Source organism: Paenibacillus sp. RUD330, from assembly GCF_002243345.2.
Lineage (GTDB): Bacteria > Bacillota > Bacilli > Paenibacillales > Paenibacillaceae > Paenibacillus_O.
The window spans coordinates 4,389,483-4,414,007 of the sequence record NZ_CP022655.2 but is presented as its reverse complement, the minus strand read 5'-3'; the positions used below and the strand labels follow the sequence as shown (position 1 = coordinate 4,414,007).

Below are 24,525 nucleotides of genomic sequence, written 5' to 3'. Positions count from 1 at the left end.
GGATGGACATCGAAAGGAGAATGGAGCTTATGAGATTGGCGGGCAAAATCACCCTCATTACCGGCGCCGGCTCGGGCATCGGACGCTGCACGGCCATGCGGTTCGCGCAGGAGGGAGCAACGGTGATCGTGGCGGACCTGAACGCCGCGGAGGGGGAAGCGGCTGCGGACGAAATCCGGGCGGCGGGAGGCAAGGCGGCGGCATACCCTTGCGACGTCACGGATTCGGACTCGGTCCGGGAGCTGGTCGGGGCTGCGCTCCGGGACCACCGGCGCATCGACGTGCTGTTCAACAATGCGGGCATCAGCGGGGTCGGGGCTCTTCACGAGGTGGAGCCGGATGCGTGGGACCGCGTCATGAACGTGAACATCAAGGGCACTTATTTGCCGAGCAAATACGTGCTGCCCCACATGATGGAGCGGCGCGGCGGAGCCATCATCAACATGAGCTCCTGCGTGGCGGAGATCGGGCTCGCCCGGCGCGCATCGTACGCCGCGACGAAAGGGGCGGTGCTGGCGCTGACCAAGGCGATGCAGGTCGACTACGCCGACTACGGCATTCGCGTCAATGCGCTCCTGCCCGGAACGATCCTCACACCGTTCGTGGAGAAGTATCTGAAGGAATCCTACGACGATCCCGAAGCCGCTCTGGACAGCATCCGCAAGCGGCAGCTTAGCGGGGAGCTCGGCCGTCCCGAGGATGTCGCCGAGGCGGCGCTGTTCCTGGCTTCGGATGAATCGAGGTTCATGATGGGATCGCCGCTTTATATCGACGGCGGCGCCGTTTTCGGCAAGAACGCCTGAGTCGGCAGGCATGCCGTCCGCTCAGGCTGAGCGGAATCGGCAAGCGCCGATGTCCAGTGAAATTGGAAAGGGGAGAATGAAATCATGAAGCTTCTGAATTTCATCAAAGATGGAGCCTATGCCTTGGGAGTCAAGGGACGCCGCGGCGTCCTCGACATCGCGGAGGCGGAGCGGGCTCTGCTCCCGCAGGAAGAGGCGCGGGCTCCGCGCCATATGCAGCAAGTGCTGGCAGGCGGACAGGGAGCCGTGGGCGTCTTGGGCTCTCTGCTCGAGAGGGCGGAGGCGCTGGAGTCCGCCGCATGCTGGCTGGACGAGGACTCCCTGCAGCTCGGTCCTTGCGTGCCGGAGCCGGGCAAGATCATCTGCGTCGGCCTCAATTACCGCAAGCACGCCGAAGAAACGAATGCCGCGATTCCGCTGTACCCGATCCTGTTCAACAAGTTCAACAACGCGGTGGCGGCCCATGGAGAGGACATCCCCTTGCCGCGAGTGTCCGCCGAGGTGGACTACGAGGCGGAGCTCGTCATCGTCATCGGCAGCCGCGCCAAGGATGTCGGCGAGGACGAGGCGCTCGCGAGCGTATTCGGCTACTGCGCGGCGAACGATCTGTCCGCCCGCGACCTGCAGATGCGCACCGCCCAGTGGCTGCTCGGCAAAACCTGCGACAAGTTCGCGCCGATCGGCCCTTATCTCGTGACGGCGGACGAGGTCGGCGATCCGAACGGGCTGGGCATCTCTACCCGTGTGAACGGCGAGACTCGCCAGTCCTCCAACACGTCGGACATGATTTTCAGCTGCGCCGAGATCGTGAGCTACATCTCGCGGCATATGACTCTTGAGCCGGGAGACATCATCCTGACCGGCACGCCGGAAGGCGTCGTGCTGGGGCTGCCGCCGGAGCGGCGGGTCTACCTCCAGCCGGGAGACGTCGTCGAGATCGAGATCGAGAAGCTGGGCGTCCTGCGCAACCGGATGGTCGCCGAATAAGCCGGGAAATCGTCACGAAAAAAAGGCCGCTCCAAGGTGACTTGGAAGCGGCCTCTTGCTGCATGAATCTCGACATCCGGCTTGCCTTAATAGCCCCGTCCGTAGTCCACGATGTTCCGTGCCGGCTTGCCGGCGCGCACATACTCCTTGAGGTTCTCGATGAACAGCGCGGCGATGCGCTCCTTGTAGCGGTCGGTGTCTCCTCCGACATGCGGGGAGATGATGACCTGCTCCAGCTCCCAGAGCGGATGGCCCTGCGGCAGCGGCTCCGGCTCGGTCACGTCAAGTCCGGCGCCGGCGATCGAGCCGGAACGCAGAGCGTCGACGAGGGCGTCCGTATCGACGGATTTCCCGCGTCCGATGTTGATGAATACGGCGGAGTTTTTCATCGCCGCAAACTCCTTCTTGCCGAAGATGTTGTCCGTATCGGGCGTATGCGGCAGCACGTTGACGATGTAATCCGCCCGCTCCAGGACGGAAGCCAGGTCGGAGATGGCATAGGCCTCGTCCATATGCGGAGTCGGCTTGGCCGCGCTGCGGACGCCGATCGTCCCCATGCCGAGCGCCTTGGCGATGCGGCCAAGCTCGGTGCCGATCTCGCCCGCGCCGATGACGGCCAGGGTGCGTCCGTACAGCTCGGTATGGCCGCTGCGCTCCTGCCACTCGCCGCGGGTCTGGGCGCGGATCGACAGATGCAGCTTGCGCGAAAAGGCCAGCATCATGCCGAGCGCCGTCTCCGACATCGGAACGCGATGCACGCCGCTGCCCGTCGTCAGGATGACGCCGGCCCGCTCGAGCTTGTCCAGCGGCATCTTCTCCACGCCGGCAGACCAGGATTGGAGCCATTTCAGGCTGCCTCCCTCGCCGAGCGATTCCTTCTCAACCGCAGGGCTCCAGCCGCAGACAATCTCCGCCTCGCGGAAGAGGGCATCCTCCAGCTCCTTCGGCCGTCCGAATACGATGTTCCAGCCCGGCGCGGCGTCGCGCACCTGCTGTTCGAGGTCTGGCGTGAGTCCGTGCAGGCAAATCATGGTTGGCATAAGGGCTCATCTCCTAACGGGTTTTTGCAGCCGCAGCTGACGGTGGTTCTTATGCTAGTCTATCAACGAATGCGGCCTCAATTCAAACATCGGGCGCGGTCATGCCTTGACTTTGCCGACCCGCCTTTGTAAGATAAACCCTAATCGAATAGAAGACGGCAATGACCGAAGACATGATCTCCGCCGCCGGACGGCACAGAGAGGGAAGCCCAGGCTGCAAGCTTCCCCGGGAACCGGGCGTGGATTACCCCTTCGCAGCCGTCCGCCGAAGCCCGCGCAGCGGGTGGGTAGGCGGCACCGGCCGATCCCCGTTATGGGATTCCATGAGGACTCGCAGCTCCGCACGCAGGGCATTTTTCGCCTTTGCGCCCAGCGTCTGCCTGTCGAACAAGGGTGGAACCACGAGCTGAACGCACTCGTCCCTTTCCAGGGACGGAGGCGTTTTTTTGTTGGGCAAAAAGCGGCAAATCGGCTGCTTTTCCCTTCCTGCGCCAGCGTCCGGCCGCCCCTTGAAGGGCGGTGAACGGCAAGCATGCGTTCCATACTCGGAAAGGGAGGAACAATCGTGGACATCGACATTCGGCTGGCAGACGGAAGCGCAAGGAGGTACCCGCAAGGAACCACAGGCAAAGATATCGCGGAATCGATCGGAGCCGGACTTGCCAAGCGGGCGGTCGCGGCGAGGATCGACGGAAACCTGATGGACCTGGGAGCTCCGGTACAGGACGGCTCGCTCGTCGAGATCGTCACGCTGGACAGCGGGGACGGTCTTGGAGTTTACCGCCACAGCACGGCTCATATCCTGGCCCAGGCGCTCAAGCGGCTGTACGGCGGGGATGCCGTCAAGCTCGGCATCGGGCCCGTCATCGCGGACGGGTTCTACTATGACATCGACATGGAGCGCAGCTTGTCGAGCGATGACCTGGCCTCCATCGAGCGGGAGATGGAAGCCGTCATCCGGGAAGACCTGCCCATCGTACGGAAGGAAATCGGACGGGAAGAAGCGCTGGCCTTTTTCCGGGAGCTGCGGGAGCCGTACAAGGTCCAGCTCATTCAGGATCTTCCGGAGGGTGTCCGCATCACGCTCTACTCCCAGGGCGAATTCACGGATTTGTGCCGCGGTCCGCATCTTCCGTCGACGGGGCTTGTGAAGGCGTTCAAGCTTCAGAGCGTGGCGGGAGCGTACTGGCGCGGGGATTCCGCCGGACCGATGCTGCAGCGCATTTACGGAACGGCTTTCCTCAAGAAGCTGGAGCTGGAGGAGCATCTGCATCTGCTGGAGGAGGCGAAGAAAAGGGATCATCGCAAGCTCGGCAAGGAGCTCGGCTTGTTCATGTTCTCCGAGGAAGCGCCGGGCATGCCTTTTTACCTGCCGAACGGAATGACGATCCGTACGGAGCTGGAGGAATTTGCCCGAGATCTGCAGCGCAAGCGGGATTACGACGAGGTGCGGACGCCGCTCATGATGAACAAGCGCCTGTGGGAGGAATCCGGGCACTGGGACCATTACAAGGACAACATGTATTTCGCGCAGGTGGATGAAGCGGAATTCGCGCTCAAGCCGATGAACTGTCCGGGCCATATGCTGGTGTTCAAAAACAGCCTCCATTCCTATCGCGAGCTGCCGATCCGCATCTCCGAATTCGGCCAGGTGCACCGCCATGAGTTCAGCGGCGCGCTCAGCGGCATGACGCGCGTGCGCACGTTCTGCCAGGACGACGCCCATCTGTTCGTGCGGCCGGATCAGATCGAGAACGAAATCGCGTCGATCATGGAGCTCATCGACTATGTATACACGGTATTCGGCTTCACGTACGAGATCGAGCTGTCGACGCGGCCCGAGGATTCCATGGGCTCGGAGGAGCTGTGGGAGGAGGCGGAGCGTTCCCTGAGGCAGGTGCTGGAGAGCCGCGGCGTGAAGTATCGGCTGAATGAGGGCGATGGCGCCTTTTACGGGCCGAAGATCGACTACCACATCAAGGACGCACTCAAGCGAAGCTGGCAGTGCGGCACGATCCAGCTGGACTTCCAGATGCCGGAGAAGTTCGGCCTGTCCTATGTGGGAGAGGATGGAGGCAAGCATGCGCCGGTCGTCATCCACCGCGCCGTATACGGGTCGATCGACCGGTTCATGGGCATTCTGACGGAGCATTACGAGGGGGCGTTCCCTCTCTGGCTGGCGCCTGTGCAGGTCAAGCTGCTGCCGGTGTCCGACAAGCATCTCGATTACGCGCTGAGGGTTCAAGCACAGCTGCGCGAAGCCGGGATCCGGGTCGAATGCGATGTTCGCACGGAAAAGCTCGGCTACAAGATCCGGGAAGCTCAGCTGCAGAAGATTCCGTATATGCTTGTGCTTGGCGAACAGGAAGCCGCATCCGGCAGCGTGTCTGTGCGAAGGCGCGGGGAAGGCGATCTCGGCTCCATGAGCATGGAGGAGCTGATCCGGAGCATCCGGGCGGAAATCGAGGTCCTGCGGGGAGGAGCGGCGCATGCTGATTGATCTGACCCATGCGGTGCGCCATGAGCTGCCCGTCTATCCGGGCGACCGGGAGACGGTCCTCATCCAGTCCAGCGAGATCGGCCGCGACGGCTGCAACAACCACCTCCTGACGGTCAATATGCATGCGGGCACCCATATCGACGGGCCGATGCATCTGCTCGACGTTCACGATCATCTGAGCGGATATTCACTGGAATCGTTCATCGGGGAAGGCTGCCTGATCGAGGCGGAGGGGCTCGGAACGGAATCCTGATCGCGGAAAATTTGACCGGCTTGGAGAAGCTGCCGGCCAGGGAGCGTTCGAGGTCATCGCTCTTCCGCTCAAAATCGAAGCCGACTCGGCGCCGGCGCGGGTCGTCGCGCGTACGCTTGAATAATAAAGCCTAAAGCAATCGAAGCCCGAATGCCCAGCGATATGCGGCATTCGGGCTTTTATTTATTCTATTTTTCCAAAAATATAGGAAGAGTTGTTACGTGTATACCTAGAAATATGATGTATAAAAAAGGGCATGGACGTTGCTCGATATACTGGACGAATGGAAGGTAGAAGGCGTCCTTCGGCAGAAAGCTGCTCTTCAAGCGCGTCCACGATCCACGAGTGGAAGAAAGAAGCTTAATATGTCGGCAACCCGGTTTATGAAAGGCAATAAGGACGGAAAGCAAATGCGAGAGGACTGCCATGAGTGAAAGCAAGCAGAAAAACCCGGCTATGGACCGGGAGCTGGAGAAAGCCGAAAAGGCTGTTCGAGGCAACGCGAACGCTCATTTTCACTATCGACTTGGCCGAGCTGCGCTCGGATACCCGGTGCGGGCGACGACTTTGCTGCTGATTACCGGCGTTGCGGCCTATTTCCTGTTTCGGTAGACTCAGTAATTCCAAGCTATGCATCGTCCGGCAGCTCTAGGGAAAGCTTCTCTGCTCCGGGATAAGAAAATCAATTCAAACGGCCGCTCGACAGAGCGGCTTTTAAGCATTCGAATGAAAGGTCAGCAAGGTTTCTTTCTCATTTTCCATTCAAACGCAACCCAGTTCCCCCTATGACCGACGAAGCGTTCGTCGCCGCACATTTTTACCTGTTGAGCGAGCCTGCCAGCGTAGAAATGAACATGAGGTCCGTAATTCAGCACATCGCTAAACCGATCGGAGAAGCCCATAATAAATAGGCGAGACCGCTCCGGTGCACAAAGGCTCTAGTCCGAAAGGGGGTAGACAGCCATTCCGGACTGTTATCGCAAAAAACCGCTGCGGGGAGGGTTGAAGGCTGCGGCATGATGCCGCAGAGATTTGTAAGCGTTTACGGCTTGTCTTCTATCATTCTTTCTATTAATAAGGAGGCAATTGACGAATGGCAAAAACGAAACGCGCCTCGATGCTGCTGCTGGCATTGGCGCTGATCTTCGGATCGCTGTCGCTGCGTCCGAATGCGGCCGAGGCGGCGACGAACCTGGCGCTCGGCAAGTCTGTCGCGGCAAGCGGCTACGCGGATGTCTACCAGGCATCGAACATCAACGACGGCAATGCATCGACCTATTGGGAAAGCGTCAACAACGCCTGGCCGCAATGGGTCCGGATCGACCTCGGAAGCTCGCAGAGCGTCGGCCAAGTCGTCCTGAAGCTGCCTTCGGGATGGGAAGCCCGCACGCAGAACATCCTCATCTCCGGCAGCACGAACGATTCTTCTTACACCACGCTCAAAGCGGCTGCGAACTACACCTTCGATCCTGCCAGCGGCAATGCAGTCACCGTCTCGTTCACAGCGGCAAGCGTGCGCTATGTGAAGCTGACCGTCACCTCCAACACGGCTTGGCCGGCGGGCCAATTCTCGGAATTCGAGATCTACGGCGGAACCGCCCCGACACCGACACCAACCCCGACACCGACACCGACACCGACACCGACACCGACACCGACACCGACACCGACACCAACACCGACACCAACACCAACACCAACACCAACACCAACACCAACGGTCACCCCGACCCCGACAGCTACCCCGACCCCGGGTCCCGGCTCGAATCTGGCTCTAGGCAAGCCTATCTCGGCCAACTCGACGGTCTATACCTTCGTGGCGGCCAACGCCAATGACGGCAACACGGCTACTTACTGGGAAGGCGCCGGAGGCTCCTATCCCAACACGCTGACCGTCAGCCTGGGGGCGAATGCAACGCTCAGCTCCGTCGTACTGAAGCTGAACCCGGATTCGTCCTGGGGCAAGCGCACGCAGACGATCCAGGTGATGGGCAAAGCCCAGAATGGAAGCTCGTTCACGAGCCTCGTCGGCGCCAAGGACTATGTCTTCGATCCGGCTTCGGGCAACACGGTGACGATTCCCGTCTCCGGCACGGCGAGCGACGTGCAGCTGGTCTTCACGGCCAACACCGGCTCCTCCGCCGGCCAGGTCGCCGAGTTCCAGGTCATCGGAACGCCGGCTCCCAATCCGGATCTCACCGTAACGAGCCTCTCCTGGACTCCGGCTTCCCCCGTGGAAACGGACTCCGTGACGCTCACCGCAGCCGTCCGCAATATCGGTACGGCATCTTCGGCCGCCACCAAGGTCAACTTCTACCTCGGCAGCGCCTTGGCCGGTACGGCCGATGTGGGCGCGCTTGCAGCAGGCGCTTCCGTCAACGTGCCGCTGAGCATCGGCGCCAAGGATGCGGGCTCCTATCAAGTGACCGCCAAGGTCGACGAGAACAACGCGGTCATTGAACTGAACGAGAACAACAACAGCTTCACGGCCGCTTCGGCGCTTGTTGTCAGCCCCGTTTCGAGCTCCGATCTCATCGCTTCCAGCGTGAGCTGGAGCCCGGGCAACCCGGCTGCCGGCAACACGGTCAGCTTCTCCGTCACCCTCAAAAACCAAGGAACGGCGGCATCCGCGGCAGGCGCTCACGGCATTACGCTGACGCTGTCGGACGCCACGAGCGGCGCTGTGCTGAAAACGCTGACCGGCTCCTACAACGGCACGCTTGCCGCAGGAGCTTCGACGGCTCCGATCAGCCTCGGCACCTGGACGGCCGTGAACGGTAAATATACCGTCAAAACCGTCATCGCCGTCGACGGCAACGAGCTGCCGGTCAAGCAGGCGAACAACACGAGCACGCAATCGTTCTTCGTCGGACGCGGCGCGAACATGCCTTACGACATGTACGAAGCCGAAGACGGCGTGACGGGCGGCGGCGCCTCCGTCGTCGGGCCGAACCGCAACATCGGCGACATCGCCGGCGAAGCTTCCGGCCGCAAGGCGGTTACGCTGAACTCGACCGGCAGCTATGTGCAGTTCACGACCAAGGCCAGCACGAACACGCTCGTCGTGCGCTTCTCCATTCCGGATGCTCCCGGCGGAGGAGGCATCGATTCCACGCTGAACGTCTACGTCAACGGCAGCTTCTCCAAGGCGATCCAGCTGACGAGCAAGTACGCCTGGCTGTACGGCAATGAGACGAACCCGGACAACAGCCCTTCTTCGGGCGCTCCGCGCCATATCTATGACGAAGCCAACATGATGTTCGACACGACGATCCCGGCGGGCAGCACGATCAAGCTGCAGAAGGATGCGGCCAACACGACGAACTACGCGATCGACTTCATCAATCTGGAGCAGGTCGCCCCGATCGCCAACCCGAACCCGGCGAAGTACGTCGTTCCGGCCGGCTTCACGCATCAGGACGTGCAGAACGCGCTGGATAAATTCCGCATGGATACGACGGGAACGCTGGAAGGCGTCTACCTGCCGGCGGGAACGTATTCGACCTCGAACAAATTCCAGGTATACGGCAAGCCGGTCAAAATTGTCGGCGCAGGACCATGGTATACACGCTTCACGGCGCCGGCCGCCCAGGACAATACCGATATCGGCTTCCGCGCCGAGGCGACGGCGAACGGCTCGACCTTCTCCGGCTTCGCCTACTTCGGCAACTATAAGAGCCGCATCGACGGACCGGGCAAGGTGTTCGACTTCTCCAACGTCGCGAACATGACGATCGACAACATCTGGACCGAGCATCAGGTGTGCATGTACTGGGGAGCCAACACCGACTACATGACGATCAAAAATTCCCGCATCCGCAACACCTTCGCCGACGGCATCAACATGACGAACGGCAGCACGAACAATCTCGTCTCCAACATCGAGGCGCGCGCGACGGGCGATGACAGCTTCGCGCTGTTCTCGGCCATCGACGCAGGCGGAGCGGACGAGAAGGACAACATTTTTGAAAACCTGACCTCGATCCTTACTTGGCGCGCGGCAGGCCTGGCTGTGTACGGCGGGTACGGCAACACGTTCCGCAACATCTACATCGCCGACACGCTCTGCTACTCCGGCATCACGATCAGCTCGCTCGACTTCGGCTATCCGATGAACGGCTTCGGCGCTTCGCCGACGACCAACCTGCAGAACATTTCAGTCGTCCGCTCCGGCGGCCATTTCTGGGGACAGCAGGTATTCCCGGCCATCTGGGTATTCTCGGCCTCCAAAGTGTTCCAGGGCATCCGGGTGAGCGATGTGGACATCATCGACCCGACTTATGTCGGCATCATGTTCCAGACGAACTATAGCGGAGGCCAGCCTCAAAACCCGGTCACCGACACGATCTTCACGAACGTCTCGATCTCCGGCGCGCAGAAGAGCGGCGATGCCTACGACGCCAAGTCCGGCGTAGCCATCTGGGCCAATGAAATGCCGGAACCGGGCCAAGGGCCGGCAGTCGGCTCCGTGACGTTCAACAATCTGAAGCTGACGAACAACTTCACGAATATCAAGAACACGACGTCGACGTTCAAGATTAACGTCAACTGAAGCACATCATGAGCCCATCGGGCTCGTGAAAGGTTGGGATTCCGTTCCGCTGAACCTGTCGGATAAGAACGCGGATCGGACCATAGGCCGCCGGAGAGGAATGCTTTCCGGCGGGCTTTTTTTTGCCGTGACAGGCTGAACGATGATCGGCCGGAATTTCCTTGGGCCCGCTCCCTGGCAGGAACGATGGAGAGAATAGCGAATTTAATGGAAAAGTCCCTATCGGCAAGACAGGGGAGCGACATCCGGAGGCTGCCGGCGGACCATGCCGAAGCCCGATGACTGGAGGCGAAGAGCATTCGTAAACTGTTCGAATACAACTGGCAGGTTCGCCGGGATTGGCTGGACTGGTGCAAGACGGTAAACGAGGAAGAGCTGATGAAAAGACGGACCGGCGGCATCGGATTCATTCTTCCGACGCTGTATCACATTGTGGCCGTCGAGTATGGCTGGATTTGCGGCGGAATCCAGGAAAGAGCGGTTGATATTCCTCCGTTCGGAGAAGTGGCGAGCCTTCGGCAACTAACCGAATTCTCCGCCTCCTGCCACGCGGAGCTCGCTCCGTTCGTGCATGATTGGAACGACAGCATGGATGACCGCATCATGATCGACATCACGGATGAAGGAGAGCGTGTTCCCCATACCTACGGCGAGGTGATGCGGCATCTGATCGCCCACGAAATCCATCACGCCGGGCAATTGTCCGTATGGTCGCGGGAGCTAGGAAAAGAGCCGGTTACGGCCAACTTGATCGGCAGAGGGCTGTTCGAAATGCGGGTTTGATCGTACCGACCGGCGCATCCGCATAAAGATTCGATAGCGTCTGCAGCGGCAACAATCGGCGGAAGAGCAAGCCCTGCCGACTACCGGGAAACGAAGCGCTGAATAATCCATTCATGGGAATGAAAAGAACCGGCAAAGAGACGGGCTCGTGAGCCCTTGCTCTTGCCGGTTCTTTTCATTAGTGTTCCATGGATACGGCGGTTGGCTACTTCGATTGGCCGCGCAGCTCCGCATCCTTGGGGAGCAGCAGGGTGAAGATGCCGAGAAGAGGCAGATAAGAGCAGATTCTCATGACCAGGCCGATGCTGGTCGCGTCCGCGATCTCGCCGAGCAAGGCGGAGCCGAGTCCGCCAAGCCCGAAGGCTAGGCCGAAGAACAGGCCGGAGACGAGGCCGATCTTGCCCGGGAGCAGCTCTTGGGCGTAGACGACGATGATCGAGAAGGCGGAGGAAAGCACGAACCCGGCGCATACGCACAGGACAGCCGACCAGAACGGATTCGCATAAGGAAGCATGAGGGAGAATGGAGCGGTTCCCAGGATGGAAAGCCAGATGATGTTGCGGCGGCCGAAGCGGTCTGCAAGCGGTCCGCCGATGAACGTTCCGATTGCGGAAGCGACAAGGAAGGCGAACAGGTACCACTGGGCCGACTGCTTGCCGATGCCGAAATCGTCGATCAGGTAGAGCGAGTAGAAGCTGGTGAAGCTCGACAGGTATACATGCTTGGAGAAGACAAGGAGCACGAGGACGCCGATGGTGAATTTCACCTTTCCCGAAGACAGCTTGGGCATGGCGGCGCTTGCTGCAGCAGCCTTGGGGCGGGGAGCGGCGCTGATGGAGCCGTACCAGCGCGCGACGACGGTCTGGATCGCGATGCCGGCCAGAGCGGCTATCACGAACAGCAGCACTCCTTTCTGGCCAAGCGGAATGAAGATAAGCGCCGTCATGACAGGACCGAGCGCGCTCCCGATATTGCCTCCGACCTGGAAGATCGACTGGGCGAGCCCTCTGCTGGTGCCTGCAGCCAGATAAGCGACGCGCGAGGATTCGGGATGGAAGACAGCCGAGCCGACGCCGATCGCCGTCACGGACAGGAGAATAGCGGCGAAGCTTGGCGCAAGAGAGAGGCCGATCACCCCGATGAGCGTGAAGCAGACGCCGAGCGGCAGGATGTAGGGGCGAGGCTTCTTGTCGGCGAACAGGCCGACGAGCGGCTGCAGGAACGAAGCGGTTATATTCATCATGAATGCGATCAGGCCGATCTGACCGTAGCTGAGCTGCTGCGTCTCGCGAAGGACGGGAAAGAGAGCGGTCACGGTCGACTGCATGGAATCGTTGAGCAAGTGAACCGTGCTGATCATGAATAGAATCGGGAATAGGGTCGCATTCGTCGATAGTTTGCGGGCGACAGCTTGTGACATGGTTTCGGTTCCTCTCCGTTCCAATGGTCTATCATTCAATCTATCTTTCTATTTATCTATCTCTCTGCACTTGCATCGGGCATAACCAGGCACGGTCAGGCTCCATCCCTCGCCGAATTGCCGTCAAGGAATATCCCAGCCATAATCATGGCGGTAGCGGTCAAGCAGCTTCTCATAGTCGGAGCCGTAGGCTTCGGCCAGCTGGGGACCGAAGTCGCGCTCCATGTCCATCATCAGAAGGTCGTGATGGAACGCCTGCAGGAGCATGCCGGATACGGACGGATGATCCGTCTCCAGGGCGGACGGCTTGCCGGGCTCGTTGAAGCTGCCGAGCAGACCGTCCTTCCAGTCGCAGAGGATGTAGAAGCCTCGGGATGTGCCCGGCAGCCACATTTCCATCCGCTTATGGGTGAAGACATGCTTCAGCCCGCTCTCCGCCTTGCCGATCGTAATCACGATCACCGTCTTGCCTCGGCTTTCGGCTTCAGCCAGCATAGGCTCCAATACCGGGAAGTCCTCGCTCCAAATATCGACGACGATGGTGCGGCTCGCCCCGGCGATCAGCCGGCGGATCGCCGTCCGCATATTGCCTTCGCCCGTCCAGCTGTAGAAGCCCGGGGCAGGCGGCTGGGGCTTCAAATCGCGCTCCAGAATGCCGGCATTCTCCTCGAACTCCGAACGCAGCTGGCGGATGACATCCTCGATAGGAATCGCAGCGTACATGGATGTTTCGCCCTCCGATACCCGGCAGATTCCCTTCTCTACGAGCGACCTCAGAGCCGCATAGACATTCGTGCGCGAGACGGACACTCTCTTGGCGACTTCGTAGCCGGACAGGACAGGCTCTTCATGCAGCGCCAGATAACAGCGGGCTTCCAGCTCGGACATGCCGAGCCTCTTGAGTCGATCGATCATCGCAACCTCCTATATGTAGTCGTATTAATGAATACTACTAATTTGAATAAGCTGATTATGCCATTGAATCCAATTTTTCGTCAACAACAAAATGGCCGCCGGCGTCGAACGGCTCCATCCGATTTTTTTTCAGGCAGCTTTCGGTCCAATTCGCAGCATGTCCGTTTTTTTGCTGCCGGCGGACATCGGTTAGGATCAGCCGAAGCACTATGGTAAAGTAATAAGATAACGCACTTCCGCCCTTTAGGGGCAAGACTGTACATAAGGAGCTTGGTTGCCTCATGGAAATCTTCATCATGGTGATGGCGCTGCTGGTCCTGATCGGGGTCTCCAACATCATCAACCGCTTCATTCCGTTCGTCCCGGTGCCGATCATTCAGATCGCGCTCGGCATCGCAGCCGCTTATTTCCCGTGGCTGCATCATGTGCCGCTGAATCCGGAGCTGTTCTTCGTGCTGTTCATCGCGCCGCTGCTGTTCAATGACGGCAAGATCACGCCTCGAGAGGAGCTGTGGAAGCTGCGCTCCTCCATCCTGCTGCTGGCGCTCGGCCTCGTGTTCGCGACCGTGCTCGTGGCCGGGCCGTTCATCCACTGGATGATTCCCGCCATCCCGCTCTCGGCGGCGTTCGCGCTGGCGGCGATCCTGTCCCCGACAGATGCCGTCGCCGTCGGCTCCATCGCGAGCCGGGTCAAGCTGCCGGGCAGCATCCTGCGCCTGCTGGAGGGCGAGGCGCTCATGAACGACGCCTCCGGCCTCGTCGCCTTCAACTTCGCCATCGCGGCGACGGTGACCGGCTACTTCTCGCTGACCAGCGCCGTCGGAAGCTTTTTCGTCATCGCGCTTGGAGGTCTGGCGCTCGGCGCCGCTCTCGGCTTCGCTGTCGTCTGGCTGCGCGTCTGGCTGCGCCGCTGGGGGATGGAGGACGTCACGGTCCATATGCTGATCCTCATCCTGACGCCGTTCGTCATCTATCTCGCGGCGGAGCATCTGCATGTCTCCGGCATCCTGGCGGTCGTGGCCGCAGGCGTCGTCCATGCCATCGAGAGGGACCGGATGGGTCCGTCCACGATCAAGCTCAACGTCGTCTCCGACAGCACCTGGTCGGTCATCATCTTCTGCCTCAACGGCCTTGTGTTCATGCTGCTCGGCCTTGAAATTCCAGAAGTCATCCAGGTGGTCTGGGAGGATCCGAACTACAACAACGGCAAGGTCATCGGGTATATTCTCGCCATTACGGCGCTGCTGCTCCTGCTCCGGATGGCATGGGTATGGGCCAACGAACGCAAGTTCAAGACGTCGCTGCTGACTGCCTTGTCCGGGGTGCGGGGAGCGGTGACGCTGGCGGGCGCGTTCTCCATTCCGCTCTTCCTCGGGGATGGCTCCGTGTTTCCGGAGCGCAACCTGATCCTCTTCATCTGCGCCGGCGTCATCCTGATCACGCTGCTGCTCGCCAGCGTCATGCTGCCGCTGCTGACACGCTCGTCCGAAGACGGCAAGACCAAGGATATGGAGGCGGCGTCCAAGGAAGCGGAGCGCCGCGCGCGCATTCTGGTGCTGGATGCAGGGCTGAGGACTGTGCAAGGGGAAATGCGCGAGGACAACCAGGCGGCGGCTCTTGAGCTGCGCGCCGATTATGTCCAGCGCATCCAGCAGCTGCGGCTCGGCCTCGCTTCGGAGGCGGAATCCAGAAGCGCCGTCGTCGACCTGCGCCTGCACGCTCTCGAGGCGGAGCGCAAGGTTGCCCGCGAATGGCTGGAGGACGGCAGAATCACGCCCGACATGGAGGAGGCCTTCCAGCATTATCTCAACCGCGTCGAGCTTGCCTTGACGAACCGGGTCAAGCTGCTGGCTACGCTGCTCTACGGCTTGTTCCTCCGCCTGTTCACCAAGCGGGGGAGGCACCGCAAGGCCAAGCTGAAGGGAACCCGGAGCAAGGAAGCCTATCTGGAGCTCAAGCAAGCCTCGGTCAAGGCGGCCGGGGAACGGATCAAGGAGCTGGAAGGCCGTTACAGCAAGGATATCGTGCTTGCCATGGTGGCGCATTACCGCGAGCTGGAGCTCCGACTATGCAGCGGCCAAGCCGCGCTCGGCCGCCCGCTGGGCTCCAAGGAAGGACGCAAGGAGCTGGAGCAGAAGGCCGTCCAGGCCGAGCGCAATGAAATCCAGCGCTTGTTCGAGAGCGGGGACATCGACCGGAAGCTTGCAGGCAAGCTGAGGGTTTACGTCAATTACCGGGAAGCAAGCTTGCATGAGAACGACGAAGTGGGGGCTCATGCGCATTAGGCGGATGCGGTTATTCCTGCTCGACATGGGCTGTGCCAGGACACGAGCCTCGTTCGGGCCGGCAACGGAAGAGCGGGAGTCTGGACCGGCAGGGCAGAGGCATTCATGAAAGGGGACTCGAGCCGCATGGACGGAATTCGGGAGCAGAAGCAAATGCGAGAGCAAGTGCAAGAGCAAGTGCAAGAGTCGGAGCCGATCCGGTTTATTCCCATGGACGCCAGCCACTACGACGACTCCATCTCTCTGTGGAAGCGGATGGACGGGCTGGTGCTGAGCGGAGCCGATTCGCGCGAGGCGATCTCGGCCTACTTGGAGCGGAACCCCGGCCTGAGCCTGGTCGCCGCATCCGGAGGCAGAGTCGTCGGCACGCTCATGGCGGGCCATGACGGAAGGCGCGGCTGGCTGTACCACCTGGCCGTAGACCCGGAATTCCGGGGAAGAGGCATAGGCGGCGAGCTCGCGGAGAGATGCCTGCGCGGACTCGGAGAAGCCGGCATCGAGCGTTGTTATCTCATGGTCATGGAGAGCAACGGCGGGGGAGCGGCTTTCTGGACGAAGGCCGGCTGGGAGAAGCGGGACGGCATTCTGCTTTTTTCCAGGGATCCGGAGAAGCCGCCTGCCGGCGCGGACAGATCGGTAGCCTCCGTCTCCAAGGAAGGGAAGAGGGCCGGAAGCAGCTGCAGCTGCTGAGCCTGGCAGGCAAATCCGAACATGGAAGGGCGTGGCGGTTGATGCAGACAACAAAGCTGCCGAAGGAACAGAAGAAGCAGCTCATCGGAGAGCTGCAGCATTATTTCCTCATGGAAAGGGACGAGGAGCTCGGAGAGCTGCCCGCGGAGCTGATGCTGGACTTCATGCTCTCGCTGCTGTCGCCGGTCATCCGCAATCAGGCTGTCGAGGATGCCGTCCGGACCGTGCGCGAGCGGATGGGGGCGCTGGAGGAGGACCTGTACTCCCTTCAGCAAGCGAGCCGGACGGCGCGGAAATGACCCGCAGCTTGGATAGCTACCGTCCGCTTGAAAGGAACGGCGGCTGAAAAACGAAGCTGAACTGAACCGCAGCTGAAAAAGCCGCAATCGGAAAAGAATTCAACAAGCCTGTCCTGCTGCCGGTATATCCAGCGCGGGACAGGCTTGTTTTTCAATACATGTTCTTGCCGTAGAAAATCTCGTCCATCTCGCCCTTGAGCTTCTCGGTGATCTCCTGCTGCTCTTCCCCGCTCAGCTTGTCCTTCGTATAGCCGAACAAGTAGTTGTTGAGATCGAACTGCTTCAGCTTGCACTTCGTGTGGAAGATGTTCTCCTGGTAGACGTTGACGTCGATCATGTGGAACAGGTCCTTCGCCTCGTCCGGAATGTAATTCTGGATGGAGCTGATGTCGTGGTCGATGAACAGCTTATGTCCGGTAATGTCGCGGGTGAAGCCCCGCACCCGGTAGTCCAGCGTCATGATGTCCGTATCGAAGGAGGAGATGAGGTAGGTCAGCGCCTTCAGCGGGCTGATCTCGCCGCAGGTGGACACGTCGATGTCCGCGCGGAATGTGCTGATGCCTTCGTCGGGGTGGAATTCGGGATACGTATGGACGGTGATATGGCTCTTGTCGAGCTGAAGGACGACGTTGGAGGGCATCGGTCCCGGAGATTCGCCGAACGTGCCTTGGGGAACCTGCACGACGGGGCCTTCGGAGACGAGCAGCGTGACGCTGGCGCCCTGCGGCTCGTAATCCTGCTTGGCCGTATTGAGCACATGCGCCCCGATGATATCCGACACATGATGGAGGATATGGTTGAGACGGTCGGAGTTGTACTGCTCGTCAATGTAAGCGAGGTAGGCCTCGCGCTCCTGCTTGTTGCGTGTGTAGCATATATCGTACATGTTGAAGCTCAGCGATTTGGTCAGGTTGTTGAACCCGTGAAGGGCGATGACCTGCTCGTGTGTCAGTTTCATCCGGCAATCCTCTCCTTTGCGCGCCTGTGCCAAGTTATTCGTACTATTACCCCGGCCTGCAAAAGTTTACCCTCGGCCCTTCTTGCCGGTTCCGGGGAGCATAGGGGGAGAAGCGGGAGCGCAGCCAACTACGTCTAGAGCGCCAAGCATGCAAAGGCCGCAAGGCACGCGAAGCAGGCCAAGCCGTTGCCAGATCGGCATGTTGAAGACGAGACGGCTCCCCACCCCAGCTTGCTCCTTCAGCACAGGAGACAGGTTTTTCTCGGCCCAGCCTCAGGTTCGGGGGACAGGCCTTATCAGCCCTGCGCCTTGGGCACGGGCGGCACCGCTTGCTCCGCCTTGCCGCCGCCCCGCCTGCGCGAAGCCCGGTCAGCCGGATCGAACCGCTTCTGCACGTACCCGAGCACGATGTCGGCGACGATGGCGAGCAGGGCGGCAGGAAGCGCTCCGGCATAGATGCGCAGCGAATTCTGGCCGTTGATGCCGGCGTACACTTCGCGGCCGAGGCCGTCGCCGCCGACGAGCGGGGCGATCGTGGCCACTCCGATGGCGATGACGGCCGCGATGCGGATGCCGGTCATCATGTAGGGCAGCGACAGCGGCATGCGCACGCTCCACAGCAGCTGCCAGCGGCTCATGCCGACGCCGCGGCCCGCTTCGAGAAAGCTGCTGCCGACCTGCTGCAGCCCGACATAGGTGTTGCGCACGATCGGGTTGAGGGAGTACAGGAAGAGGCCTGCCATGACGGTCGTGTTGCCCAGACCCATCCAGAGCATGAGCAGGACGAGCATCGCGAGGCTCGGCACGACCTGAAGGATGCCGGTGATCGCCAGAATGATCCGGGCGAGCGGCCTGCTCCTGGTGCAGAGGATGCCGAGCGGCACGCCGGCCGCAAGCGCGAGCAGCACGCCGGCCGCCACCAGCTGCACATGCTGGATGAAATATTCGGACAACAGGCCGCGGTTGCGGTACAGATAGTTCCAGAAGTCGGCAAGCGTCTCTCGCTGCTCCGGCATTATGGAATCAGTCCTTTCTCCTTCAGGTAGGCGAGCGCGACTTCGCGCTCGCTCTTTTTCTCGATGTCGACCTTGTAGTTGAGGCTCACCATCGTGTCCCGGTCCATCGTGCCGAACAGCGGGGCGATCGCTTGCTTGATCTCCGGATGGCGGGCTTCCATGTCCTTGCGCATGACGGCCGACGCATCATAGGGCGGGAAGAAATGCTTGTCGTCCGCCAGCGTGGCCAGATCGAACGCTTTCAGCCGGGCGTCGGTCGAATACGCGAGCACGATGTCGACCTGCTTGTTCTTGACGGCGGAATATACGAGGCTCAGCTCCATCGGATAGGACTTGGCGAAGGAAATGCCGTACGTTTTCTGGAAAGCCGGGTAGCCGTCGCTGACCCGCTCCAGCCAGGAGGTGTCCACGCCGAAGCGCATGGAGGCGGCGTCCGGCTTGATGTCGGATATGGTCTTGTAGCCTTTTTGCTCCGCGACTTCGCGCCGGACGGTGAAGGCATACGTGTTCTCGAAGCCGAGCGGATCCATCCAGTCGAAGCCGAAATACTTGTCGAAGCCTTCCTTGGCTTGGCGCAGCACCTCGGCGCGGTCCTTGGTCGGCTTCACGGGAAAGTGGTTGTTGAAGATCTCGCCGGAATACAGTGTGGCCAGATCGACGTCGCCCCTGTCGAGCGCGCTGAATACGAGCGGGCTGGCCGCCAGGTCGGGAATGACCTTCACCTGCAGATCCGTGCCGCGTTCTATGAGGGCTTTGTACATTTCCGCCAGAATCTTCGTTTCGGTAAAGGTCTGGGCGCCGATCCGCAGGTCCGCCTTGCCCGTGCAGCCCGACGCCGGCAGGAGGAGCGCAAGCAGCAGCGGCAGCGCCGCCATGCGGGCGGCCCTTCCGGAGCATTCCGGCTTCTCCGGCCGGCTTGCCGCCTTCAGGAACGCGGACCGATCCGCCGCCCGCCTCATCGCCTTCAGGAACGCGGACCGATCCGCCGCCTGCCTCATCGCCTTCAGGAACGCGGACCGATCCGCCGCCTGCCTCATCGCTTTCAAGAACTCGGACCAATCCTTTGGCCGGCTTATTGCCGCAAGGCGCGCCATCCAATCCGCGGACATGACTGTCCGATATCTGCTCCTCACGCGGCTGCGCCTCCCCTCAAGCCGAAGCGGCGGGTCAGGGCGCCTTCGATCCAGCCGAGCAGCAGATCGGCTATCAGCGACAGAGCGATCGCACCGAGCGCACCGGCGATGATGAGATAGGGCTGGTTGACGCCCATGCCGGAGACGATGAGCTGGCCGAGGCCGCCGGCTCCGATCAAGGTCGCGAGAGTGGCCCAGCTGATGACGTAGACGGTCGTCAGCCGGATGCCGGACATGATGTACGGCACGGCCAGCGGAAGCTGGACGCGCAGCAGCCGCTGAGCGGACGAATAGCCCATGCCGCGCGCCGATTCCAGCACATGGGGATCGACGCTGCGGAAGCCTTCATAGGTATTGCGGAGCACCGGCATGATGGAGTAGAGCAGCAGCGCCAGCACCGCCGGCTTGACGCCGATGCCCATGAGCGGAATCAGGATGGCGAGCAGCGCTAGGCTCGGAATCGTCTGCAGCAGGTTGGCTGCGAAGAACACAGCGCTGTTCAGCCAGCGAATTCGGTTGTAGACGAGCAGCACGCCGAGCGGCAGTGAGATGGCGCAGCCAAGCAGCACGGCGGCGAGCGAGATGCCCAGATGCTCGCGCAGCGCGGTCAGGATGTCGGGAAAGCGGTCCCGGACAAAAGCAAAGAAACCGCTCATGAAGGATCCTTCCCTTCGTCATCCGAACGCTCCGGCGTCGTCCCTCTACCTTTATCTTTGGCTTCGCCCAAGCTTTCTTGGCGGCGGCTGCGGCTGTCCCACTCCGCATTGCCGCGGGCTCCTGGATCATCCATGTCCCTCTCCGCACTGCCGCGGACTCCTGGGTCTTCCATGTCGCTCTCCGAATCGCCGCGAGCTCCGGGTCCGTCGGAACCGGCGCCGCCGTCCGCAGCGGAACCGCCGTAACCTCTCGTTCCGGTATCCCCGTCCCGCTCCCCGTCGCTTCCATCGCCGAGCGACGGCAGCAGCTCCGCCAAGTGGCGGACGACGCTGCCGCGGGTAATGAGTCCGATGAAGCGTCCGCCCTCGTCCACGACAGCGACGTTATGCAGCCGGTGGCTGGCGAGCAGCTCGACGGCCTGCGCCAGCGGAGTGCCGGACTGGACGACGTAGCGCACGGGCATCATGACGTCGGACACGGTCTTCTCCTCTTCGCCGTACCGGTCCAGAACGTTGTAGATCGACACGCTGCCGAGCAGGCGCCGCTGGCGGTCCACGACGTAAAGGGAATCGACCTTGCGCCGCTCCATCGTCAGAATCGCCTCGGCCAATCCGCGGTTCGGATACGTGACGGCCGGCTGGGTGACCATGACGTCGTTGACGGAAGCGGAAGGGGAATCGATCGCAGCGTTCGCGCCTTCAAGCTGCAGCGCTTCTTCCTGTCCGACACCCGCATCCAGACGCTTCTGCCCGATGAAGGTGCGCACGAAGTCGTTGGCCGGCCGGCGGAGGATCCGATCCGGCGTATCGCTTTGCACGACTTCTCCGTCCTTCATGAGGACGATGCGGTCGGCGATCTTGAGCGCTTCGTCCATGTCGTGCGTGACGAAGATGATCGTTTTGTGCAGCTCCTGCTGGAGCCGCGCCATGTCTTCCTGGAGCTGCTCGCGGCTGAGCGGGTCGAGGGCGCTGAACGGCTCGTCCATGAGGATGACGTCCGGATCGGCCGCCAGCGCGCGGATGACTCCGACCCGCTGCTGCTGGCCGCCGCTCAGCTCCGAAGGATAGCGGTCCCGGTATTGGTCGGGATTAAGGCCGACCATCTCCAGCAGCTCGTCGACGCGGCTCGCGATCCGATCCTTGTTCCAATGCTTGAGGCGGGGAACGGTGGCTACATTGCGCGCGATCGTCATATGAGGGAACAGCCCTACGCTTTGGATGACGTAGCCGATGCTGCGGCGCAGCTCCACGGGATCGATCGAGGCGATGTCCTTGCCGTCGATCGTGATGGAGCCGCTGGTCGGAGCGACAAGGCGGTTGATGAGCCGCATCGTGGTCGATTTCCCGCAGCCGCTCGGTCCGATGAGGACGGTCATTTCGCCTTTGCGGAATTCGAGGTTGATATCTTTGAGGGCATGGAAGCCGTCGTCGTACTTCTTGTTGACATTCTTGATAACAATCATGGCACGCAACCTCCGCCCGATTCCTGAAGTGGTAGTTAAAGTATGGCCTTCCAGCGCCGTTTCATCCGCAGAAATTCCTTGCCGGCGACACTAGGGCCGGCCGGGCCGAAGCCTCCGCATCCGCGGCTGGACACGGTGATTTCGGGCTTCACCCAAGTTGCAGCCGCAGACGTATTGGCGCTGCTTCCCCGGTTAATGCTACAATTTAACTCTAGAGGAGGCGATTTGACGTGGCGTTTTGGCAGCCTTCCAAGTTGACGGTCTATCTGGTCGCCGGCGTCGCGACTTATCCTTCCACGTTTCAGGAATGCAGGCGCATGCTGGATCGGCTCTTTGGCGAGCAGGGCACGGAGGTGTCCATGGAGGTTCTGTTTCCCTATGGCGATTATTCCCGCAAGCTGTGGCGGCAAGTATGGGAGGTCCGGTCGGATCTGACCCGGCTGCTGTTCCCGAGCCGGATCGGAGCCCGCGCTATGATCCGCGATCTCGGGCGCTCCTATGCGGGCGGGCCGGTGCTGCTGCTCGGCCACAGCGGCGGAGGAGTCGCGGCATGCCGGGCCGCGCGGCTGCTGCTGGAGCAAGGCATTCCGGCGGATGACATCCGGGTCGTCCAGATCGGCTCTCCCCGGGTGCCGGTTCCGGATGAGCTGCAGGAGAGCAGCGCGTATTTCTACGCGCTCGACGGCAGAGGCCGGCCGGACGATCCCGTCACGCGGCTCGGGAGCTGGGGAGGCTGGCTGCGGCTGCCTGGCGGAATTCCGGCCTGGAACCGGATGCGCTACGCGCCGGGTTATGTGAAGGGGCTGCCGGTCATCGGCGGGCATACGAACTATTTTCGCCACCAGCTTCCCTATGTGGACGGAGACTCCCGCAGCAATCTCGACAAGACGATCAGCGCCGTGGCGGACTGGTTGAAAGGCGATCTGCCTTCCGTTAAACTGCAAAAAGGTAAGTAAATATATTTCGATTAGAGGAAGGGGCAAGCCCATGTACGAGATTCGCCGCAACGCGGACCGTTCCCATCGCGAGAACGAGTGGCTGAAGAGCAGCCAGAGCTTCAGCTTCGGGGATTATTATGAAGAGAGCAACCGCAGCTTCGGCTCCATGGTCGTGTTCAACGAAGATATCGTCGCCGGCGGCAGAGGCTTCGGCGCCCATCCGCATCGCGAGATGGAGATCGTGTCCATCGTCCTCAGCGGCAGGCTGAAGCACGAAGACAGCTCGGGCGGCAGCGCCGAGACGACCTACGGCGGCGTTCAGCGCATGACGGCCGGGACAGGCATCGTGCATTCGGAGGTCAATCCCGACCCGGACGAGCCGGTCCATTTCCTGCAGATCTGGTTCACTCCTGAGACCAGGAGACTGGAGCCGTCCTACGAGACGAGCTTTTTCGATCCGAAGTCCATTCATGGACAGCTGCTGCCGATCGTCTCCAGGGATGCGGCCGGACCGGGCGCTGCGGGCATCCATCAGGATGTGAACCTGTATCTGAGCGGGCTCGGCGGCGGCCAGGGCATCATCCACTACACGCGCGAAGAGCGCCTGCTGGCACTGTTCGTGCTGGACGGCAGCGTTACCGCGGAAGGCGTCGGCGGCGAGCTGGCCCAAGGCGATATGCTCCGGGCTTCGGCCCTCGACAAGCTGGAGCTGAAGGCGGGCCCGGACGGGACGCGGCTGCTGCTGATCGACATGGCGCCCGTCGGCAAGGGAGGCGATCCGGCATGAGCGGGCGGCTTCTGATCAAGCTGGTCATCGGCCGGACACTTCTCGATACAGGGGCGCATTCCCTTGCGTTCCAGGTGGAGGAGGGCGGCAGGGGATGGATCATCACGGTGTCCAACCTGGCCGCTGCCGACGCGTCCTATATCGGAGACAACATCGACCAGCTGAACTTCTTCCACTTTGTAAGCGACGATTCTTCCGGACTTATCCGCAAGTTCTGGCTGTACGACCTGGACAAGCCTTCATATGTGTACGATCCGGCGATGCAGGAAGCGGTATTCGAGGTGGATTCCAGGGTAGCTTATTCCAACGAGAAGGTGTAACCGCCCAGCAAGCGATTCCATAGGATAGGGAATGAGGAAGGAGGAAGGGCTTCATGGCAAATACGTATACGTATACGCGGCGCGAGGAAGTGGCCAATGCGGTCACGCATGGAATCGGCACGGCGCTGAGCGTCGCGGCACTCGTGCTGCTCATCGTGTTCGCGGCAGAGAAGGGAACGGCGCTGCATGTCGTCAGCTTCACGATCTACGGAGTGGCGATGCTGCTGCTGTATGCGGCTTCGACGCTGGTGCACAGCTTCCGGGAGGGCCGGGCCAAGCAGGTGATGGAGGTGCTGGACCACTCCTTCATCTACGTGTTCATCGCGGGCACTTACACGCCTCTGCTGTTCCACATGGTCGGCGGCAAGCTGGGATGGACGCTGTTCGGCGTCATCTGGGGGATCACGGTATTCGGCGTGCTGTTCAAATCGTTTTTCGTGACGAAGTTCCTGTTCACCTCGACGATCCTGTACATCGCGATGGGATGGCTGATCGTATTTGCCTGGGGTCCTCTCACGGCTCACCTCGCTCCCGGCGGCGTCACCCTGCTCATTGCCGGCGGACTGCTCTACACGGTCGGCACGGTCTTCTATGTATGGCGGGGGTTCCCGTACCATCACGCGGTATGGCATCTGTTCGTGCTGGCCGGCTCGGCCGTGCATTTCTTCGCGATTCTGCTCTACGTGCTTCCGTGGAGCTGATGCCGCCGTGTGCGACACGGCTGCCC

The 24,525-nt window shown here is 61.2% G+C and carries 21 protein-coding genes and 1 pseudogene; 14 read left to right on the top strand and 8 right to left on the bottom strand.

Annotated features, from left to right (window positions below; translation table 11 throughout):
* Positions 1–29 precede the first annotated feature (29 nt).
* Together CIC07_RS20265 and CIC07_RS20260 are read left to right on the top strand one after the other, a co-directional pair.
* Positions 30–803: an SDR family NAD(P)-dependent oxidoreductase gene (locus CIC07_RS20265; RefSeq protein WP_076353469.1), complete on the top strand. Its 774-nt coding sequence runs from the start codon at positions 30–32 to the stop codon at positions 801–803.
* Between the two features lie 84 nt (positions 804–887).
* Positions 888–1,790, top strand: coding sequence for a fumarylacetoacetate hydrolase family protein (locus CIC07_RS20260; protein WP_076353470.1), 903 nt, complete (start codon positions 888–890; stop codon positions 1,788–1,790).
* 86 nt (positions 1,791–1,876) lie between these two features.
* Here the strand turns inward: CIC07_RS20260 and CIC07_RS20255 are convergent, their stop codons facing one another.
* Positions 1,877–2,830, bottom strand: coding sequence for a D-2-hydroxyacid dehydrogenase (locus CIC07_RS20255; protein WP_076353471.1), 954 nt, complete (start codon positions 2,828–2,830; stop codon positions 1,877–1,879).
* Positions 2,831–3,395: 565 nt separating this feature from the next.
* On the opposite strand from CIC07_RS20255, the gene thrS reads away from it, so the two are divergent.
* From thrS to CIC07_RS20230, 5 genes are all read left to right on the top strand, one after another.
* Entirely contained in the window at positions 3,396–5,330 is a 1,935-nt protein-coding gene (gene thrS, locus CIC07_RS20250; RefSeq protein ID WP_076353474.1) for a threonine--tRNA ligase, read from the top strand.
* On the top strand, positions 5,320–5,583 hold the full coding sequence (locus CIC07_RS20245; RefSeq protein WP_083688035.1) for a cyclase family protein: 264 nt from the start codon (positions 5,320–5,322) through the stop codon (positions 5,581–5,583). The genes thrS and CIC07_RS20245 overlap by 11 nt, the downstream gene beginning before the upstream one ends.
* 426 nt (positions 5,584–6,009) lie before the next feature.
* Complete coding sequence (locus tag CIC07_RS20240; protein ID WP_076353476.1) at positions 6,010–6,195, top strand: hypothetical protein; 186 nt, start codon at positions 6,010–6,012, stop codon at positions 6,193–6,195.
* 481 nt (positions 6,196–6,676) lie between these two features.
* Positions 6,677–10,135: a galactose-binding domain-containing protein gene (locus CIC07_RS20235; protein ID WP_083687855.1), complete on the top strand. Its 3,459-nt coding sequence runs from the start codon at positions 6,677–6,679 to the stop codon at positions 10,133–10,135.
* A gap of 297 nt (positions 10,136–10,432) precedes the next feature.
* Positions 10,433–10,918 carry a DinB family protein gene (locus CIC07_RS20230; RefSeq protein WP_076353478.1) on the top strand — a complete coding sequence of 162 codons (486 nt, stop codon included), beginning with the start codon at positions 10,433–10,435 and terminating at the stop codon, positions 10,916–10,918.
* Positions 10,919–11,123: 205 nt separating this feature from the next.
* On the opposite strand, the gene CIC07_RS20225 is transcribed toward CIC07_RS20230, so the two are convergent.
* Together CIC07_RS20225 and CIC07_RS20220 are read right to left on the bottom strand one after the other, a co-directional pair.
* Positions 11,124–12,338 carry an MFS transporter gene (locus tag CIC07_RS20225; RefSeq protein WP_076353480.1) on the bottom strand — a complete coding sequence of 405 codons (1,215 nt, stop codon included), beginning with the start codon at positions 12,336–12,338 and terminating at the stop codon, positions 11,124–11,126.
* A 123-nt stretch (positions 12,339–12,461) separates the two neighbouring features.
* Positions 12,462–13,253 (bottom strand): TrmB family transcriptional regulator, encoded by a 792-nt coding sequence (locus CIC07_RS20220; protein WP_076353482.1) that lies wholly within the window; start codon positions 13,251–13,253, stop codon positions 12,462–12,464.
* 281 nt (positions 13,254–13,534) lie between these two features.
* Between CIC07_RS20220 and CIC07_RS20215 the strand changes: the two genes are divergently transcribed.
* The 3 genes from CIC07_RS20215 (at position 13,535) to CIC07_RS20205 (ending at position 16,527) form a co-directional block, all read left to right on the top strand.
* Positions 13,535–15,538, top strand: coding sequence for a Na+/H+ antiporter (locus tag CIC07_RS20215; protein ID WP_076353484.1), 2,004 nt, complete (start codon positions 13,535–13,537; stop codon positions 15,536–15,538).
* A 153-nt stretch (positions 15,539–15,691) separates the two neighbouring features.
* The gene (locus CIC07_RS20210) at positions 15,692–16,228 is read left to right on the top strand and encodes a GNAT family N-acetyltransferase (protein ID WP_234992853.1); all 537 of its coding nucleotides are present in this window, start codon (positions 15,692–15,694) and stop codon (positions 16,226–16,228) included.
* Positions 16,229–16,269: 41 nt separating this feature from the next.
* Complete coding sequence (locus CIC07_RS20205) at positions 16,270–16,527, top strand: DUF2164 domain-containing protein (protein WP_076356712.1); 258 nt, start codon at positions 16,270–16,272, stop codon at positions 16,525–16,527.
* 151 nt (positions 16,528–16,678) lie between these two features.
* Here CIC07_RS20205 and speD read toward each other — a convergent pair whose 3' ends face one another.
* The 5 genes and pseudogenes from speD to CIC07_RS20180 form a co-directional block, all read right to left on the bottom strand.
* The gene (gene speD / locus CIC07_RS20200) at positions 16,679–17,485 is read right to left on the bottom strand and encodes an adenosylmethionine decarboxylase (RefSeq protein WP_076353488.1); all 807 of its coding nucleotides are present in this window, start codon (positions 17,483–17,485) and stop codon (positions 16,679–16,681) included.
* Positions 17,486–17,781: 296 nt separating this feature from the next.
* Positions 17,782–18,501: an ABC transporter permease gene (locus CIC07_RS20195; RefSeq protein ID WP_076353490.1), complete on the bottom strand. Its 720-nt coding sequence runs from the start codon at positions 18,499–18,501 to the stop codon at positions 17,782–17,784.
* Entirely contained in the window at positions 18,501–19,376 is an 876-nt protein-coding gene (locus tag CIC07_RS20190) for a glycine betaine ABC transporter substrate-binding protein (protein ID WP_076356714.1), read from the bottom strand. The genes CIC07_RS20195 and CIC07_RS20190 overlap by 1 nt, the downstream gene beginning before the upstream one ends.
* 254 nt (positions 19,377–19,630) lie before the next feature.
* Complete coding sequence (locus CIC07_RS20185; RefSeq protein WP_076353492.1) at positions 19,631–20,290, bottom strand: ABC transporter permease; 660 nt, start codon at positions 20,288–20,290, stop codon at positions 19,631–19,633.
* A 293-nt stretch (positions 20,291–20,583) separates the two neighbouring features.
* Positions 20,584–21,753: pseudogene (locus CIC07_RS20180) on the bottom strand (betaine/proline/choline family ABC transporter ATP-binding protein); the annotation flags it as partial.
* A 230-nt stretch (positions 21,754–21,983) separates the two neighbouring features.
* Here CIC07_RS20180 and CIC07_RS20175 point away from each other — a divergent pair.
* From CIC07_RS20175 to trhA, 4 genes are read left to right on the top strand one after another with little or no spacing between them, the layout of a single operon-like run.
* Entirely contained in the window at positions 21,984–22,709 is a 726-nt protein-coding gene (locus tag CIC07_RS20175) for an alpha/beta hydrolase family protein (protein ID WP_076353496.1), read from the top strand.
* A 31-nt stretch (positions 22,710–22,740) separates the two neighbouring features.
* Positions 22,741–23,478 carry a pirin family protein gene (locus CIC07_RS20170; protein ID WP_076353498.1) on the top strand — a complete coding sequence of 246 codons (738 nt, stop codon included), beginning with the start codon at positions 22,741–22,743 and terminating at the stop codon, positions 23,476–23,478.
* On the top strand, positions 23,475–23,798 hold the full coding sequence (locus CIC07_RS20165; RefSeq protein ID WP_076353500.1) for a hypothetical protein: 324 nt from the start codon (positions 23,475–23,477) through the stop codon (positions 23,796–23,798). The genes CIC07_RS20170 and CIC07_RS20165 overlap by 4 nt, the downstream gene beginning before the upstream one ends.
* A gap of 53 nt (positions 23,799–23,851) precedes the next feature.
* Positions 23,852–24,499, top strand: a complete 648-nt coding sequence (trhA, locus tag CIC07_RS20160; protein WP_076353502.1) for a PAQR family membrane homeostasis protein TrhA — start codon at positions 23,852–23,854, stop codon at positions 24,497–24,499.
* Positions 24,500–24,525 lie beyond the last annotated feature (26 nt).